Origin of the sequence: Kordia sp. (assembly GCF_022447245.1) — a bacterium.
GTDB lineage: Bacteria > Bacteroidota > Bacteroidia > Flavobacteriales > Flavobacteriaceae > Kordia.
Genome location: NZ_JAKVBC010000022.1, coordinates 67,928 through 83,504 on the forward strand (window position 1 = coordinate 67,928; position 15,577 = coordinate 83,504).

Below are 15,577 nucleotides of genomic sequence, written 5' to 3' on the forward strand. Positions count from 1 at the left end.
AAGTAAAATAAAAATAATTCAATAAAAAACGATATTATTTAGTATTTTCGCAAAATAAATTAAAATAACATCTTTAGATTAAGGATATGGCAAAATTTGAACTAAAACTTCCACAAATGGGAGAAAGTGTTGCAGAAGCAACAATTATATCATGGCTCAAAGAAGTTGGCGACACCATTGAAGCCGACGAAGCAGTGTTAGAAATCGCAACAGATAAGGTAGATTCTGAATTGCCTAGTGAAGTAGATGGTGTTTTAGTTGAAATTTTACACAATGTGGATGACGTTGTAAAAGTAGGGCAAACAGTTGCAATTATTGAAACTGAAGGAGAAGGAAGTGTAGAAGCAACGCCAGCACCAGCAACAAAAACAGAAACCGCAGCAGAAGTACCTGCCGCAGCAGAAGAAGTTGCCAAAACAGTGGCTGTAGCTCAAGAAACAGTAAACAATGATTTTTCAACTTCCGAAAAATTCTATTCACCGTTAGTTAAAAACATAGCGAAAGAAGAAGGAATTTCAGTAGAAGAATTAGACGGAATTGCAGGAACAGGAAAAGATGGTAGAGTTACCAAAAACGATATTCTTGCATACATCAAAAATAAAGGAACAGCAACGCCGCAACCTACGGCAGCACCAAAAGCTGCTGTGCAAGAGGCAGCAAAACCTGTAGCTGTTGCAAAATCAACACCTGCTACACCAGTTACTGTAAACGGAAGCGACGAAATCGTAGAAATGACGCGTATGGGAAAACTTATTGCGCATCATATGGTAGCTTCTGTACAAACTTCAGCTCACGTGCAAAGTTTCGTGGAAGTAGATGTAACAAACATTTGGAACTGGCGTAAAAAAGTAAAATCATCATTTGAAAAACGTGAAGGTGAAAAATTAACATTTACACCAATCTTCATGGAAGCTGTTGCCAAAGCATTGAAAGATTTCCCAATGATGAATATTTCTGTAAATGGTGATACTATCATCAAAAAGAAAAACATCAACTTAGGAATGGCGGCTGCCTTACCAGATGGAAACTTAATTGTTCCAGTAATTAAAAATGCAGATCAATTGAATTTGGTTGGAATGGCAAAAGCGGTGAACGATTTAGCAGGAAGAGCTAGAGCAAACAAATTAAAGCCAGACGAAATTCAAGGAGGAACCTATACTGTAACCAATGTAGGAACCTTTGGAAGTATTATGGGAACTCCTATTATCAATCAACCACAAGTTGGTATTTTAGCTTTAGGAGCAATTCGTAAAGTTCCTGCGGTGATTGAAACGCCTGAAGGAGACTTCATCGGAATCCGTTACAAAATGTTCTTATCACATTCATATGATCACAGAGTTGTAAATGGAGCACTTGGAGGACAATTTGTAAAACAAGTTGCTGATTACCTAGAAGCTTGGGATAGCAATAGAGATTTTTAAAAAACAAGATTTACATAATTAAAAAGAGCCTTCATTTGAAGGCTCTTTTGCTTTCTTGAATATTTTACTTTAGAAACAGCTGTTTTACTTTTTTGATATTTGTGTCCCAAATGCGTATTCCTTTGGGTGACATCAATATAAGGTGAACAAACGCTAATACAATTGCTCCTGGAATCATATTAACCGATACCATTCTAAAGAATTCTTGAGCAGAAGTTGTAGTGCTAACTTCATGTATTAGTACTCCAAACTCAGAGACTTGTATTTTTGTTGCAATTATTAATACTTCAGAAGCAAAGTGGAAGCTATTTGCAAAAATGTGTAGTATATATTCCCATTTAGGCAATCCTCCAATAGATTTCCTACTATCACTTTCAGCATACGCATCAATTGCTAAAACTAAAGAATCAATACATACAAAAGTAATAGCGCACCAAAAACTAATTGCATCATTATTAACAAATAAAAGCCACACTATTAGCGGAAATAAAAATGCCCTAATAGTATGTATTTTGTGTTCAAACTTGCTGTCTTCTCTCCCATATAATTCATACTTATATATATGAAGGTAAAATCCGTCGTAAGTTGCTAAAATCATAAAAATGAGTAAGCATAAAGTAGCTAAGTAGTATAATATTTCCATTTTCTGAGATGTTTAATTTCTTCACAAAAGTCAGAGAATGAAAAATAGAATCAATTGACATATGTCACATTATTGCAACTGTGAGATTTGTGATCTGACTCTACTCAGGGTTTCTCTTGAAACTCCAATATAAGACGCTATGTGTTGTATAGATACTCTTTGTATAACTTTAGGTTGAGAGGTAAGAAGGTGAAGATATTTTTCCTTTGCAGTTTCAAAACTTAATGCTTTAATTCGTTCAGTTAAGCGAGCACATTCTACTTCAGTTAATAATCGACTAAGTTCTACCCATTCACTATTCGATTCGTATAAACTTAGAAGGCTTTCATGTGATAAAGAAATAATAGTAGCATCTTCAAGTGCCTGAATGTATTCTGTTGACGCTTTTTTATTGACAAAACTTTCGTGAGATGTTGTCATGGAGTTTTCCATACAAAAACAAGTATTTACTTCGTTTCCGTCTTTCAAATAAAAAGTTCTAAAAAGGCCTTTTCTTATATATGCAATATGCTTAGCTATAGTTCCTTCAGTTACTAAGTAATCACCTTTTTTTATATGTTTCAGTGTAAAATGACCCAAAGCCAAGTTAAAAACCTCTTCATTCATTTGAATAAGATTTGTAATGTGTGATTTTATATCTTGAAATTCAGTACTCATGAAGACCTATAATGATAAAAATTTGGAAGCTATTTTTGATTAGTTTTCAACATCTCAATAAAAGAAATCAGATTCAAGCTTTCGTAGAGTTCACCTTTAACGATTGCAATAGGAATAGAAGAAATCATTACATCTTGTCGTTTCATCTTTGAAATAGTGTTCCAGAAAAACTGCTTGTGACGCTCACTTTCAGAAATATCAAATGCTTTATATCGAATTCGATTTGCTTTCAGCATGCCAATAAGTTTTTCACACTTGGTACATTCGTCTTTCGTGAAAATGATGGTTTCTCCTTTGTCCATCAATTTTTCAAGTGATTCCCAGTTTTTTACTTTCACCATATTGACATTTACATCTTGGAGTTTATCTTCAAAAGAATGAAAATAGGTATACTCTGGAGTAGCATTTTTAAGAGGAATCAACGTTGTTAAGAGTACTTTTTTCTGCGCAGGAACTTTCCTAATTACAGGACGATAACTGCTTCTTCGGAAGCCTTTTCCATCAATCTTAAAAAAAACTTCTTTATCCGTCTCTGTATGATTAATGGCATAAAATGTAATTTTTTTTTTGCCTTTTTCTTCTACAATTTCAATCGTTTTTGTTTGTGCATTCGCTGAAAAAATCCAACAAAAACATAAAAAAAGTGTTGTTAAAATTGACTTCCACATGCCAGTCTTACTATTCATTGTTAATAATACATTAAAATCAATTATTATACCACAAAATAATTTTATTTGCCCTCTAATAATGGTAAATTTACTCTTTTAAATAAAATAATGGAATTAAAACTAAAAAATCCAATTTGCTTCTTCGATTTAGAAACCACTGGCGTAGAAGTTGCAAAAGATAGAATTGTAGAAATCTCAATACTAAAAGTATATCCTAACGGAACAAAGGAGAGCAAAACTTGGTTGGTAAACCCTGAAATGCCAATTCCTGCACATGTATCCGAAATTCATGGAATCACTGATGAAAAGGTCGCCAATGAGCCGACATTTAAACAAATTTCGAAAGAAATTTACAATATGATCAAGGATAGTGATTTGGCAGGATATAACTCGGATCGATTTGATATTCCATTATTGGCAGAAGAATTATTGCGTGCAGAAATTGACTTTGACATGAAGAATAAGGTTTCTGTAGATGTGCAAACTATTTTTCACAAAATGGAAAAACGTACACTCTCTGCGGCATACAAATTTTATTGTGGAAAAGAATTGGAAGGCGCACATGGTGCAGAAGCAGATACAAATGCTACCTATGAAGTATTGAAATCACAATTAGATCGTTACGACGAATTAGAAAATGATATTAAAAAGTTAAGCGAATTTACGACACGTAAAAAAACAGCAGATTTTGCCGGATTTATTATTTTTGATAAAGATGATGAAGAGATTTTTTCTTTTGGAAAACACAAAGGAAAGAAAGTAGAAAAAGTGTTGGAAGAAGAACCTGGGTATTTTGGTTGGATTCTGAACGCAAACTTTCCCTTGTATACAAAAAAAGTGTTGACAGCAATTAAATTAAGAAAACTGAATACAAAATTTTGAAAAAGTAAAAATGATATTGAGAAAGGCTACCATACTACTCATAACATTTTTTTACATCAGTTTTGCTAACGTATAAAAAATAAATCGGGAAAAGTTCTTAACCAACAAACAAAATAACCGATTGCGTGTGCACATTTAATCATTCCATCTGAAAAGTGTGGAACAACAACAGATATTCAGGGAAATTTTGAATTTACAGTACCTGAAGATTGGGTTGGGAAAATTTTAAAGATTACTTGTGTAGGTTTTGAAGATAAAAAAATAGTACTCATACAAGAAAAAGGATTGATGATTCACATAAAACCATCCCTTGAATTTTTGAGTGCAGTACATATATCACATAAAGAAAAAGAAAAATTGGTACGCGTCAATTCTTTTCGAGGAAAGCGTAGTATTGGTTTGGGAAACTTTAGCGGAGGCGTATATCCTTCCATGTTTGCAAGGTATTATCCGTTCAATGCAAGTTTAGGAAATGAAAACTATCTAAAAGAAGTTTCTATATTTTTCTTTAAAGAAGGAAGACATGATGCAAAATTTCGATTGCGTATTGTGCCATCAACCATAGATAAATTTCCCAAAAATGATATGCTTGATCCTATCATAGGGGAAGTCAGTTATAAGCAGTCAAAAATAAAAATAGAAATGCCAGCCAAAGGTGTTGAAGTGCCTAAAGAAGGTTTTTCTGTAGTTGTAGAGCATTTATTTATTGAAGAAAATATGGTTGAAGAAACGGTGCATTTGCAACTAAATGATTCTATTAAAATAATGGATGTAAAACAAAAACGGTATGCTCCAATATTTAAAGGCATTGTAGAAAAAGTAGATGAATCTTTTTCGTATTACATGTCGGTTAACGGATGGAAAAAGTACGAATGCTAAAAATGCTAAGTTCTGATTTTAAACAAAATCAAGTAGTTGTGCCAGTATTCAAGTTAAAATTGACGAATTGAAAAACTAATTATATGAAGTTGTAATCATAAAATCGACAACTTTCATAAATAAATATAATAATAGACAGATGAAAATTATTTGCATTGGAAGAAATTACACAGAGCACATTGCAGAACTTGAAAATGAGAAACCAGTAGATCCTGTTATTTTCATGAAATCAGATACTTCTATTCTGTTAAAAAAACAACCGTTCTTTATTCCCGATTTTTCTAAAGAAATTCATCATGAGGTGGAAGTTTTGGTAAAAATTAATAAATTGGGAAAATATATTGATCAGAAATTTGCGCATAAATATTACAATGAAATTAGTGTAGGGGTTGATTTCACTGCGCGCGACCTGCAATCGAAACTAAAAGCCAAAGGCTTACCTTGGGAAAAAGCCAAAGCCTTTGATGGTTCGGCAGTTGTAGGGAAATGGATTTCGAAAGATCAATTTGAAGATATCAACAATCTTAATTTTAAACTGGAAAAAAACAATGAAGTTGTACAACAAGGGAATACCAAACAAATGCTTTGGAAAATTGATGAACTAATTGCCTATGTTTCTCAATACTTTACCTTAAAAATAGGAGATATCATATTTACAGGAACGCCAGCAGGAGTAGGGAAAGTTAATGCTGACGAACGCCTGACGGGATATCTTGAAGGACAACAATTGTTTTCAATATTAGTAAAATAAAAAATGGGTTATAATTTAGAAAAAATAAACGCAATTTCTGATGGCGACCAAGACTTTATAGAAGCAGTAGTAGTAGCTTTTATTGAAGAAATTCCCGGAGACCTTGTCACTTTTGAACAAGAAGTGAAGTCAGGCAATTATGAAGGCGTATATCAAGTAAGTCATAAGATAAAACCAAACCTAGAACTTTTAGGGATGCAAGAATCTTTTGATATCAATCTAAAAATATTGAATTGGTCAAAGGCAAGAACAAATATAGAAGATATTGTAACAGCTTTTGATGATGTGCAAATTAGAATAAATAACAACATCGAAGAACTTAAGAAGGAATTCAATTTAGGCTAATATATGATTGCAGAAATAATCACGATTGGAGACGAAATTCTTATTGGGCAAATTGTAGATACTAATTCTGTATTTATCTCAAAAGCATTGAATGAAATTGGAGTTTCTGTACACCAAATAACGTCTATTCAAGATGATAAAGTACATATTCTAGAAGCTTTAGAAGCAGCAAAACAAAAAGCAGATGTCGTACTAATAACTGGAGGATTAGGACCTACAAAAGACGATATCACCAAACATACACTATGTGAATATTTTGATGATCAATTGATTCAAAATAATGAAGTACTTGCACATGTAGAAGAATTATTTAGAAAGTTTGCTACTACGTCTCCTATTTCAAATATGAACCGTATGCAAGCGTTGGTGCCTTCAAAAGCACAAATATTGCACAATGAATTTGGTACTGCGCCAGGTATGTGGTTGGAAAAAGACAATACTGTATTTGTATCCATGCCTGGAGTTCCATATGAAATGCGTGGATTAATGACCAATCATATTATTCCAAAACTGCAAGAAGAATTTGAACGTCCTTTTATATATCATAAAACCATTCTTACCTATGGAATGGGCGAGAGCAGTATTGCAATGAAAATTGAAGATTGGGAAAATAACCTTCCTGATTTTATAAAACTAGCATATTTACCCAATGTAGGAAAAGTTCGTTTACGTCTAACTGGAAAAGGAAATGATAAAAAAGAAATTACGGAAGCTGTCGATTCGTATGCCGAAAAACTTTATCCAATTATTGGTGATATTATAAATGGTGTCGAAGGAGAAAGTTCTATTATAACACAAATTGGCGATTTATTAAAAGATAAAGGACACACGTTGGCCGCGGCCGAAAGTTGTACAGGAGGACGTATTGCAGCACAAATTACAGCAGAATCAGGTGTTTCAGCATTTTTTAAAGGAAGTGCTGTAACTTATGCGTTACAATCGAAAGTAGATATTTTAGGCGTTCCAAAAGAATTGATAGACAAACATTCTGTAGTAAGTGCGGAAGTTGTGGAAGCAATGGCAAAAGGAGCAGCAGAGGTGTATCATGCAGACTATGCAATGGCAACTACAGGAAACGCAGGGCCGAGTAAAGGAAACTCAGATGTTGAGGTTGGAACTGTTTTTATTGGAATTGCAACACCAAATGGAATTATTTCTCAAGGATTTAACTTTGGACAGCCTCGCGAAAAGGTAGTAAACAAAGCCGTTGCCAAAGCTTTTCAGATGTTACTTGAAGAAATTTTAAAAAACAGTAAGTAAATGTTTGCTGAGAAAATAAAAAAATGTAAATTTGCACCTCGTTTTTGAATAACTTAAAAGTTTAGTACAGATGTCAAGAGTTTGTGAATTAACAGGTAAGAAAGCTATGGTAGGGAACAATGTATCCCACGCAATGAATAAGACGAAACGCAAATTTAATGCGAATCTTACAAAAAAGCGCTTTTACATTCCTGAAGAAGATAAGTGGGTTACTTTAAAAGTATCTACATCAGCATTGAAAACAATTAATAAAAAAGGAATCTCAGCTGTGCTAAAAGAAGCAAGAGCGAAAGGTTTTATCAAGTAATTCAGTCATATATAAATACCAATAGCAATGGCGAAGAAAGGAAATAGAGTTCAAGTGATACTAGAGTGTACAGAGCATAAAGCTTCTGGACAACCAGGAACTTCTCGTTATATCACTACGAAAAATAAGAAAAACACTCCAGACAGATTAGAGATTAAAAAGTTTAATCCTATCTTAAAGAGAATGACTGTTCACAAAGAAATAAAATAATAAGTCATGGCAAAGAAAGCAGTAGCATCCTTACAAACAGGATCAAAAAGATTAACAAAAGCTATCAAAATGGTAAAGTCTCCAAAAACTGGAGCTTATACATTTGTTGAGTCAATCATGTCTCCAGATAAGGTAAACGATTGGTTAAAAAAATAAGTATACATTCTATACGATCATAAAAGCTACTTTCGAAAGAGAGTAGCTTTTTGTTTTTATACGTCAACACAATATGACACTTTAACAGGTTTGTAACTTGGGCAAGATAATTGACAGGAAATAGGTATAAAAACCAATGCAAAATATACACGAATTTTAAGTATCTTGTTTTGCATTTTATACAATCAATTTTGATTGTGTGTAGAATTAAAAATAGTACTACAGATTATGAGTTTTTTTAAAAGAATATTTTCATCAGAAAAAAAAGAAACACTCGATAAAGGATTAGAAAAATCGAAATCAAGTTTTCTTTCTAAATTAACCAAAGCAGTTGCAGGAAAAAGCAAAGTTGATGATGAAGTCTTGGATAATTTAGAAGAGGTTTTAGTTAGCAGTGATGTTGGCGTAAATACTACTTTGAAAGTTATTGATAGAATAGAAGCAAGAGTTGCTAAGGATAAATACTTAGGAACTGACGAACTTAATAAAATTCTTCGCGAAGAAATAGCAGGATTGCTATCTGAAACCAATTCAGGTGAAGAAACAGAATATACAATCCCTAAAAATACCAAACCTTATGTATTAATGGTTGTTGGTGTAAATGGTGTTGGAAAAACAACAACCATTGGTAAGTTAGCACATCAATTCAATAAACAAGGATTAAAAGTTGTCTTGGGTGCTGCGGATACCTTTAGAGCTGCTGCAATTGATCAATTACAAGTTTGGGCTGATAGAGTAGGCGTACCGATTGTAAAACAAAATATGGGAAGTGATCCAGCTTCTGTAGCATTTGACACTTTAAAATCTGGAGTAGCGCAAGATGCAGATGTCATCATTATTGATACTGCTGGACGTTTGCACAACAAAATTAATCTAATGAAAGAGTTGACTAAGGTTAAAAAAGTAATGCAAAAAGTTGTAGGAGACGCTCCACATGATGTTTTATTAGTGTTAGATGGTTCTACAGGTCAAAATGCATTTGAGCAAGCAAAACAGTTTACAGCAGCCACAGAAGTAACTTCATTAGCTGTCACAAAACTAGACGGAACTGCCAAAGGTGGAGTTGTGATTGGTATCTCAGATCAATTCCAAATTCCAGTAAAATATATTGGAGTTGGAGAAGGTATCGAAGATTTACAAGTATTCAATAAATACGAATTCGTAGATTCATTTTTTAAGAAATAGAAGTCGTATTAGGCATGTTATAGATGCTTCATTTCGACTTAATTCAGAATGACTTATCGATTGATAAAACCTACTATGCTATGGTAGGTTAATGTTTCAATTGTTAAGTCATTTTGTATATTTGAGTGTAATCATTACTTGAAAAATGGTCGAAGATATTAAAAATCTAACACAATATAATCTTTGGGCAAACAAACGAATTGCCAATTGGTTGTTATCCAATGAAGCATCTAAGTTAGATGAAACTTGTGCCTCAAGTTTTTCAACGATTGAATTGATAGTTAATCATATATGGGATGCAGAAATATTTTACTTATCGACGCTAACTCAGACTTCTTTTGATAAAAAATGTGATAGCACAGCAATATCAAGTCAAGCAATAAAAGGACTTCTTGAACATTTGAAAAAAAATGTTGATTATGCTTCAAAACTTGGAGTTGGAGAATTGAATGCATTGTGTAGTATTGAAATAAATCGCTTTCAGGAACTTATCAACTACAATTAATTTAACATTGCATGAACCATAGTACGTATCACAGAGGACAAATTGTAACGATGGGACATCAATTGGGATTCACAAAAGCGCCCTTCACAGACTTGTTTTTTTTCTGAATAAACTGCAAAAAATTACCTAACACAAAATGTAAACTTACGACATAAAAAAAGCTGCATATTCAATATATGCAACTTTTTTAGTATGTATCTTTTTCTTCTTTCTTATAGTTTTGTCAAACGAATAACTACTTCTGTTAATGGAACGTTTGTACACATGGCGCTTCCTGTGTCTTCTACAAATCGAATATCAATTGTAGTATCATCTACCATATTATATGCAGTTGGTGTTGCAGTTCCTTGCCCTAGCAATACATTAGCGCCACCACAATTAAAGTTGGTATCTTGATCGTTAGTTACGGTTACCGTACCATCACAATTCAATGTGAAATTAAATGTCATAGTGGGTTGTGTTCCTGTCATATCTAGGTTTGCTAAATACTTAACAGTAATGCTTCTTTCTGTATCAGAAACATTTACAATTTCAACCGTTGCAGGATCACCAAAAATAGGTTCATCTGTATTTCCAATCTCTTGATATGTATACATTCCTGTATATCCAAGTTGTGGAGTTGTTACATTTCCAAAATTAAACCATTGACTTTGAGTTGGTGAACTACATACAGTTCGTACGGCAAAAGTGTATGTAGTGTTTGGACACAATCCGTTTGCTGTAAAGTTAGAATTGTTTACGGTAGTGATAGTTCCGTTATCAGGAATAAATCCGGCGGCTTCACCATAACTTACTTCCCAAGTTGTTTGTGCGTTAGAATCCCAATCTACAGTAACTGAATTTTGTGTGGTAGTGTCATACGCTAAGTTAATCGGAGGTAAACATGTTGCAAATCGGAACGGTCCAGAAAATGCACTAGAACTTCCTATTTGATCTCCATCTGTAACCGCATTACAATTTGCTCTTACATAAAATTCATATTCGCTATTAGGTTGTAAATCATTAACAATGTGTTGTGTGCTATTTCCTGTAGCAAACAAATCAGCTTCTTCTAAATTGAATCCTACTAAACCATACTTAATTTCCCAAGCAATTTCGTTTCCACCAGGCATCCAAGTTAACGTAGCTCCTGTTTGTGTAACATTAGCTACACCTAAACTCGTTGGTGCAGGACACGAAGTACGAAACTCAACTGGTCCAAACCACTCATTGTTTGTTAGGTCACAATCAGACTTCACATAAAACTCGTAAGAAGTTTGTGGTGATAATCCTGTAATATTAATGCTTGTTGTTGGTGTGTCAATAATAGTTCCTGCGTCTGGATCAAATCCCAGAGTTCCCCAAGAAGCAGTCCATGTAACACCAGTTACTGGTAAACATTCTCCAGCTTCGTTGACGCTACCACACCAATTAAGTCTGGCTGAATTATCGGTTATATCTGATGCAAAAGAAGCCGCAACAGTTTGGCAAGGTTGTATTATCTCTGGAATTTGTACGTCATCTGAGCATGAGAAGACAAATCCAATTAGTAGAAGTAAAACTACTTTTCTCATAAAATTTTTTTTTCGTGTACGACAAATATATAAAAACAATAAAGAGTTTGACATTAAGAAGCTAAAAAAACAAGAATTCCAAATAGTTAAACTTTTAGATTGTATCTTTATATCCTTAAATAACGCATCAAAATGAAGAAAATTATATTATTGCTGACGCTATTTTCATCCATTGCTTGTCATACACAAAAAAATGTGCAAAATGAAAGTGATATTTCAGATATCAGTGAAAAAGAATTTAGAGAATTTAAGATCTTAGATTCTAAAAATATAGAAAATCAGGATGTTTGGAAAACTATTTCAAAACAAATGGAAGATTTTACTGATGCAGAATACGAACGATTAAAACCATATATTCTTGAAAAAAATATTTTAGAATTGCACAAAAGTCGTGTGCAAGGTGTGTTTACATACGAGAAGTTGGTGAAATTCTATTTATACAGAATTAAAAAATACGATCGTGATAATGATTTGTCTTTAAATTCCGTAATTAGCCTGAATCCCAACGCAATTGCAGAAGCCAAAAAATGTGATCAAGAGTTTTTCAATAAAAGGTTGAAACCACTCATTTTTGGAATGCCTATTTTATTGAAAGACAATATTAACACTGAAGACATGCCAACAACGGCAGGAGCAATTGCGCTAAAAAATAATAAAACAGGTGATGCTTTTATCACCAAAAGATTAAAACAAGAAGGAGCCATTATTTTAGGGAAAGCTAACTTAAGTGAATGGGCATACTTTTTCTGTGGTGATTGCCCAAGTGGTTACAGTGCTATTGGTGGACAAACCTTAAATCCTTACGGAAGAAAAATATTTGATACAGGCGGATCAAGTTCAGGAAGTGGTGTTTCAATTGCAGCAAATTTTGCAGTAGCTGCCGTAGGAACAGAGACTGCAGGATCTATACTTTCACCATCAAGTCAAAACTCTTTGGTAGGGTTAAAGCCTACAATTGGTTTATTGAGTCGTTCTGGAATTGTACCAATTTCAAGTACGTTAGATACACCAGGGCCCTTGACAAAAAATGTAATAGATAATGCAATTTTATTAGCAGCGTTGTACGGTCATGATAAATCGGATGCAAAAAGTGTAGTATTGAAATATTTTGGGAATCATTTCTATACCAATATTAAAAATGGCAACGTTTCTTTGCAAGGAAAACGCTTTGGAGTCTACAAGAGTTTATTAGAAGATACTTTATATGTAGCTGCGGTTGACCTACTTAAAAAACAAGGCGTTACTATCGTTGAGATTGAAGAAGAAGAAGTTGGGTTGCCAAAATTCATTAATTTATTGAATTTGGATATGAAAAAAGATTTGCCGGCATATTTTGCTAATTATGGGAGCAAAGCACTTCCATTCAAATCGGTACAGGATGTGATTGATTTCAATAAAAAAGATTCTGTAAATGCGATGCCATACGGTCAAAAATTATTCTACGGAATTGTCAGTGATAATGCTTCCAAAGAAGAATTTGCAGACATGAAAAAAGTATTGCATGAAAACGGAAAAACCTTTTTCAATAATCCAATGGAGAAACATAAATTGGATGGTGTTTTATCTATTAACAATTATCACGCAGCTTTTGCAGCAGTTGCCGAGTATCCTGCATTAACAGTGCCAATGGGATATACGAGTAAAGGAGAACCAAAAGGACTGACATTTATTGGGAAACCATTTATGGAGAAAGAATTACTAGAGTTTGCATACGCATACGAGCAAGCTTCTAATAAACGAAAAGCACCAAAAAATTATAATTAATTAGAAAAATGGACGCTCACATAGAGCAGAGCCAAAATGAAGTGTCCATTTTTTACTTCTTATCCATTTTCAGGAACTGAAGTTCCTTTTTTCTTATGCTTTCCACCTGTAACAGCATTTATTTTGTTATTAGTTAATTGTTTGCTTGTTAACACACTTAGATTTGAAATTTGTTTTTTCATTTGTGAACTTTTTTAAATTAATATGATCAAAAATCAACCTAAAAAATCTAGTTGAAAAAAGGAATGCAAACCGTGATTATTGAATTGAAGGATCAATAAAGTATTAAAATTATTTTAATACTTCTTAAGTTTGAGAATCTCTTCATTTATGACAGTACTTACTTCATCAGCAAGATCAACAATCATAAAATGACCTCCATTTTTTATAGTATATGTTTTTCTCCTTTTTTAGGAATTATTTTATCTTTTGTTCCATGAACAGTAATAATATCTGAGGCACTTTTCGCTTTTATCCAATTTGTGATAGCATACATTCCCCATCGTAAAAACTGGATGTTTGTATCCTTGATGATGGATTTTAGTAATTTTTTTCGTTTTGTTCCAAATAAAAAAGCAGCAATATGAATATTAGGCTTTAGTAAGAAATTTGGAATCCAACGCGAAAGATACAATCGTCTAACGAGTGAAAATAATCTAGGAAGTTCGCTGGTTTTAGTAGCAGAAGAAATGACAATTGTTTTTTGAGGCTTTAAAAGTGGGTGCATTTCAGAAGCAATCATTCCGCCAAAACTGACGCCTACAATTACAATATTAGATTCTGTATTTAATTGATATTCATTGATCAGTCGTTGCGCATATGATGCAATAGTTTCCTTTGGCAAAGGCTCTATCCAATCAATAGCAGTAAAGTCATAATTTAATTTTAAAAAATTAAAAACACGCTTGTCAGCACCCAATCCGCTAATCCCAAAAACATGTATGTTTTGTTGTTGTTTCAAGACTGTATTTTTTATCTGTAGTAAGTTGAATACGAAGTAACAAAATAAAGCTGAGCTTCTTTTTATATTCGTTTGAAAATAATATAATTTTAATTTTTTAAAATAAATATATCTCGTTAAGTACATGTAAATGCTGGTACCTTGTTGATATTTAGAAGATTGTAAAAGGTGAAAATATTTTTTTGGCATGCAAATTGGTAACTATTTCAGCATTAACCATTTAAATAATTATCATTATGAAATCAAAACCATTCTTTTTAGGACTTTTAGTTATGTTGTTTTTTTAGTGTATCGGTAAGTGCGCAAAATCAAGGACATACCGCTGATGTGCGACAATATAAAACTGATAAAGGAGGAAAAGTAGCTGTTAAAAAAACAAAAGAAAGATTAAGTAAACTCTGTTCAACGTATAAGATTACACGTAAAGAATTGTACAAAGGCGGTACTTGGAAAATACATTTTACAACAAGTTGTGGATACAGAGGAGAAGTGCATTTCTATCATGATGGAAATTACAAGACAACCATTTATCATAAATAGAAGTATAAAAACCAAAAATTTAAAAAGCACACTCTACATTGAGCGGAGCCAAAATGTAGTGTGCTTTTTTTGTGCTAAAAAAACTAGTATTATAAATTAGTTGGCGGACAAAACTAAGAATGGCAACCGCCAAATCGAGAATCGCACCAACGACGCACAGTATCACTACATGAATTTGCAGGTATTGTAATTGGCGGAGGAGGAGCTTGTGTATAAGTTTTGCAAGACATACCGCCCGATGCAGCTTCTCCACCTTTGATGCTTTCTCGCAAATTACTGATCGTCTTTTTTGTTAAACTTAATGGTTTAATTTTTTTCTTCATGACTTCATTTTTTATGTTTTCTACTTAAGTTTTGATTTTAATACTATTAATAGCAATATGCTGATGGACATGCTGTTGTTAGAATTGTTGTAGTGCACATCCTTGCAAATGTTTCTGGCGGCATAGTTGGTTCGCAATCTAATTACGTTTTTAATTCGCAATAGCGCCATGTTGTTTCAGGTTCGCCTCCATAAATAGAAAACTAGAAATAGATTTTTTGTTGAGTTGTAATGATTTTAGATTTTTTTTCATCATAATTGTGTTTAAAATTGATGAAGTAAAGCAACTCTTTTTCTCTTAAAACATAAAACAAAGGTATTGATGCATCATGAATTGTCATTTTTTTTAATCGAACCAAAGCTGAATTGATACGCAACTCAGTAATGTATGCCGAGTACGATTTCTTTTTATATTTGTTAATTAACCCGAGTTTCCAAAAAAAAACGGAGCAAATTAAGTTTTGGTTTTTTTGAAATAGCAAGCCAAAAAAATCACGCAAGATGCACCAAGACAAAGTTATATTGATATACTGTACTATAGATGATATTTTAAAACAAATGTAACATC

21 protein-coding genes are annotated in these 15,577 nt (G+C 33.0%); 14 read left to right on the forward strand and 7 right to left on the reverse strand.

Going from position 1 to position 15,577, the window contains the following annotated elements; all coding sequences use genetic code 11:
• Positions 1 to 86: 86 nt before the first annotated feature.
• Positions 87 to 1,421 carry a dihydrolipoamide acetyltransferase family protein gene (locus tag MK119_RS15340; protein WP_290680369.1) on the forward strand — a complete coding sequence of 445 codons (1,335 nt, stop codon included), beginning with the start codon at positions 87 to 89 and terminating at the stop codon, positions 1,419 to 1,421.
• A gap of 64 nt (positions 1,422 to 1,485) precedes the next feature.
• On the opposite strand, the gene MK119_RS15345 is transcribed toward MK119_RS15340, so the two are convergent.
• The 3 genes from MK119_RS15345 to MK119_RS15355 all read right to left on the reverse strand — a co-directional run bounded on the left by MK119_RS15345 (position 1,486) and on the right by MK119_RS15355 (position 3,407).
• Positions 1,486 to 2,064, reverse strand: coding sequence for a hypothetical protein (locus MK119_RS15345; protein WP_290680371.1), 579 nt, complete (start codon positions 2,062 to 2,064; stop codon positions 1,486 to 1,488).
• Between the two features lie 69 nt (positions 2,065 to 2,133).
• Entirely contained in the window at positions 2,134 to 2,721 is a 588-nt protein-coding gene (locus MK119_RS15350; RefSeq protein WP_290680373.1) for a Crp/Fnr family transcriptional regulator, read from the reverse strand.
• 29 nt (positions 2,722 to 2,750) lie between these two features.
• Positions 2,751 to 3,407, reverse strand: a complete 657-nt coding sequence (locus MK119_RS15355; protein ID WP_290680375.1) for a hypothetical protein — start codon at positions 3,405 to 3,407, stop codon at positions 2,751 to 2,753.
• Positions 3,408 to 3,497: 90 nt separating this feature from the next.
• Between MK119_RS15355 and MK119_RS15360 the strand changes: the two genes are divergently transcribed.
• The 11 genes from MK119_RS15360 (at position 3,498) to MK119_RS24345 (ending at position 9,976) form a co-directional block, all read left to right on the forward strand.
• The gene (locus tag MK119_RS15360; protein WP_290680377.1) at positions 3,498 to 4,271 is read left to right on the forward strand and encodes a 3'-5' exonuclease; all 774 of its coding nucleotides are present in this window, start codon (positions 3,498 to 3,500) and stop codon (positions 4,269 to 4,271) included.
• Positions 4,272 to 4,559: 288 nt separating this feature from the next.
• Complete coding sequence (locus MK119_RS15365; RefSeq protein ID WP_290680379.1) at positions 4,560 to 5,150, forward strand: hypothetical protein; 591 nt, start codon at positions 4,560 to 4,562, stop codon at positions 5,148 to 5,150.
• A gap of 139 nt (positions 5,151 to 5,289) precedes the next feature.
• Positions 5,290 to 5,901 carry a fumarylacetoacetate hydrolase family protein gene (locus MK119_RS15370; RefSeq protein WP_290680381.1) on the forward strand — a complete coding sequence of 204 codons (612 nt, stop codon included), beginning with the start codon at positions 5,290 to 5,292 and terminating at the stop codon, positions 5,899 to 5,901.
• Between the two features lie 3 nt (positions 5,902 to 5,904).
• Positions 5,905 to 6,246, forward strand: coding sequence for an Hpt domain-containing protein (locus MK119_RS15375; protein WP_290680383.1), 342 nt, complete (start codon positions 5,905 to 5,907; stop codon positions 6,244 to 6,246).
• A 3-nt stretch (positions 6,247 to 6,249) separates the two neighbouring features.
• Positions 6,250 to 7,506, forward strand: a complete 1,257-nt coding sequence (locus tag MK119_RS15380) for a competence/damage-inducible protein A (RefSeq protein ID WP_290680385.1) — start codon at positions 6,250 to 6,252, stop codon at positions 7,504 to 7,506.
• Between the two features lie 70 nt (positions 7,507 to 7,576).
• Positions 7,577 to 7,813, forward strand: a complete 237-nt coding sequence (gene rpmB, locus MK119_RS15385) for a 50S ribosomal protein L28 (RefSeq protein WP_046745877.1) — start codon at positions 7,577 to 7,579, stop codon at positions 7,811 to 7,813.
• A 27-nt stretch (positions 7,814 to 7,840) separates the two neighbouring features.
• Positions 7,841 to 8,023 (forward strand): 50S ribosomal protein L33, encoded by a 183-nt coding sequence (gene rpmG / locus MK119_RS15390; protein ID WP_007094744.1) that lies wholly within the window; start codon positions 7,841 to 7,843, stop codon positions 8,021 to 8,023.
• 6 nt (positions 8,024 to 8,029) lie between these two features.
• Complete coding sequence (locus MK119_RS15395) at positions 8,030 to 8,179, forward strand: DUF4295 domain-containing protein (protein ID WP_290680390.1); 150 nt, start codon at positions 8,030 to 8,032, stop codon at positions 8,177 to 8,179.
• Positions 8,180 to 8,407: 228 nt separating this feature from the next.
• A complete protein-coding gene (gene ftsY, locus MK119_RS15400) occupies positions 8,408 to 9,364 on the forward strand; it encodes a signal recognition particle-docking protein FtsY (protein ID WP_290680392.1) in 957 nt (318 codons plus the stop codon).
• Positions 9,365 to 9,509: 145 nt separating this feature from the next.
• Complete coding sequence (locus MK119_RS15405; RefSeq protein ID WP_290680393.1) at positions 9,510 to 9,869, forward strand: hypothetical protein; 360 nt, start codon at positions 9,510 to 9,512, stop codon at positions 9,867 to 9,869.
• 11 nt (positions 9,870 to 9,880) lie between these two features.
• Complete coding sequence (locus MK119_RS24345) at positions 9,881 to 9,976, forward strand: DinB family protein (RefSeq protein ID WP_366512826.1); 96 nt, start codon at positions 9,881 to 9,883, stop codon at positions 9,974 to 9,976.
• A gap of 105 nt (positions 9,977 to 10,081) precedes the next feature.
• On the opposite strand, the gene MK119_RS15410 is transcribed toward MK119_RS24345, so the two are convergent.
• Entirely contained in the window at positions 10,082 to 11,422 is a 1,341-nt protein-coding gene (locus MK119_RS15410; protein ID WP_290680395.1) for a fibronectin type III domain-containing protein, read from the reverse strand.
• A 132-nt stretch (positions 11,423 to 11,554) separates the two neighbouring features.
• Here MK119_RS15410 and MK119_RS15415 point away from each other — a divergent pair, with 132 nt between their 5' ends.
• The gene (locus MK119_RS15415; RefSeq protein ID WP_290680397.1) at positions 11,555 to 13,186 is read left to right on the forward strand and encodes an amidase family protein; all 1,632 of its coding nucleotides are present in this window, start codon (positions 11,555 to 11,557) and stop codon (positions 13,184 to 13,186) included.
• 59 nt (positions 13,187 to 13,245) lie between these two features.
• Here the strand turns inward: MK119_RS15415 and MK119_RS15420 are convergent, their stop codons facing one another.
• Positions 13,246 to 13,368 carry a hypothetical protein gene (locus MK119_RS15420; protein ID WP_290680399.1) on the reverse strand — a complete coding sequence of 41 codons (123 nt, stop codon included), beginning with the start codon at positions 13,366 to 13,368 and terminating at the stop codon, positions 13,246 to 13,248.
• 203 nt (positions 13,369 to 13,571) lie between these two features.
• The gene (locus tag MK119_RS15425; protein ID WP_290680401.1) at positions 13,572 to 14,147 is read right to left on the reverse strand and encodes an alpha/beta hydrolase; all 576 of its coding nucleotides are present in this window, start codon (positions 14,145 to 14,147) and stop codon (positions 13,572 to 13,574) included.
• Between the two features lie 327 nt (positions 14,148 to 14,474).
• Here MK119_RS15425 and MK119_RS15430 point away from each other — a divergent pair, with 327 nt between their 5' ends.
• Positions 14,475 to 14,687, forward strand: a complete 213-nt coding sequence (locus tag MK119_RS15430; protein WP_290680403.1) for a hypothetical protein — start codon at positions 14,475 to 14,477, stop codon at positions 14,685 to 14,687.
• Between the two features lie 113 nt (positions 14,688 to 14,800).
• Here MK119_RS15430 and MK119_RS15435 read toward each other — a convergent pair whose 3' ends face one another.
• Positions 14,801 to 15,010: a hypothetical protein gene (locus MK119_RS15435; RefSeq protein ID WP_290680405.1), complete on the reverse strand. Its 210-nt coding sequence runs from the start codon at positions 15,008 to 15,010 to the stop codon at positions 14,801 to 14,803.
• Between the last annotated feature and the right edge of the window lie 567 nt (positions 15,011 to 15,577).

What these genes read in the sequence shown, in the direction of transcription:
- MK119_RS24345 (WP_366512826.1), top strand. Translation starts at nt 9,881, where the DNA reads ATGAACCATAGTACGTATCACAGAGGACAAATTGTAACGATGGGACAT.
- MK119_RS15375 (WP_290680383.1), top strand. Translation starts at nt 5,905, where the DNA reads ATGGGTTATAATTTAGAAAAAATAAACGCAATTTCTGATGGCGACCAA.
- MK119_RS15350 (WP_290680373.1), bottom strand. Translation starts at nt 2,721, where the DNA reads ATGAGTACTGAATTTCAAGATATAAAATCACACATTACAAATCTTATT.
- MK119_RS15435 (WP_290680405.1), bottom strand. Translation starts at nt 15,010, where the DNA reads ATGAAGAAAAAAATTAAACCATTAAGTTTAACAAAAAAGACGATCAGT.
- MK119_RS15355 (WP_290680375.1), bottom strand. Translation starts at nt 3,407, where the DNA reads ATGAATAGTAAGACTGGCATGTGGAAGTCAATTTTAACAACACTTTTT.
- MK119_RS15395 (WP_290680390.1), top strand. Translation starts at nt 8,030, where the DNA reads ATGGCAAAGAAAGCAGTAGCATCCTTACAAACAGGATCAAAAAGATTA.
- MK119_RS15340 (WP_290680369.1), top strand. Translation starts at nt 87, where the DNA reads ATGGCAAAATTTGAACTAAAACTTCCACAAATGGGAGAAAGTGTTGCA.
- MK119_RS15410 (WP_290680395.1), bottom strand. Translation starts at nt 11,422, where the DNA reads ATGAGAAAAGTAGTTTTACTTCTACTAATTGGATTTGTCTTCTCATGC.
- rpmG (WP_007094744.1), top strand. Translation starts at nt 7,841, where the DNA reads ATGGCGAAGAAAGGAAATAGAGTTCAAGTGATACTAGAGTGTACAGAG.
- MK119_RS15365 (WP_290680379.1), top strand. Translation starts at nt 4,560, where the DNA reads ATGATTCACATAAAACCATCCCTTGAATTTTTGAGTGCAGTACATATA.
- MK119_RS15370 (WP_290680381.1), top strand. Translation starts at nt 5,290, where the DNA reads ATGAAAATTATTTGCATTGGAAGAAATTACACAGAGCACATTGCAGAA.
- MK119_RS15360 (WP_290680377.1), top strand. Translation starts at nt 3,498, where the DNA reads ATGGAATTAAAACTAAAAAATCCAATTTGCTTCTTCGATTTAGAAACC.
- MK119_RS15405 (WP_290680393.1), top strand. Translation starts at nt 9,510, where the DNA reads ATGGTCGAAGATATTAAAAATCTAACACAATATAATCTTTGGGCAAAC.
- MK119_RS15420 (WP_290680399.1), bottom strand. Translation starts at nt 13,368, where the DNA reads ATGAAAAAACAAATTTCAAATCTAAGTGTGTTAACAAGCAAACAATTA.
- MK119_RS15380 (WP_290680385.1), top strand. Translation starts at nt 6,250, where the DNA reads ATGATTGCAGAAATAATCACGATTGGAGACGAAATTCTTATTGGGCAA.
- MK119_RS15415 (WP_290680397.1), top strand. Translation starts at nt 11,555, where the DNA reads ATGAAGAAAATTATATTATTGCTGACGCTATTTTCATCCATTGCTTGT.
- MK119_RS15345 (WP_290680371.1), bottom strand. Translation starts at nt 2,064, where the DNA reads ATGGAAATATTATACTACTTAGCTACTTTATGCTTACTCATTTTTATG.
- rpmB (WP_046745877.1), top strand. Translation starts at nt 7,577, where the DNA reads ATGTCAAGAGTTTGTGAATTAACAGGTAAGAAAGCTATGGTAGGGAAC.
- ftsY (WP_290680392.1), top strand. Translation starts at nt 8,408, where the DNA reads ATGAGTTTTTTTAAAAGAATATTTTCATCAGAAAAAAAAGAAACACTC.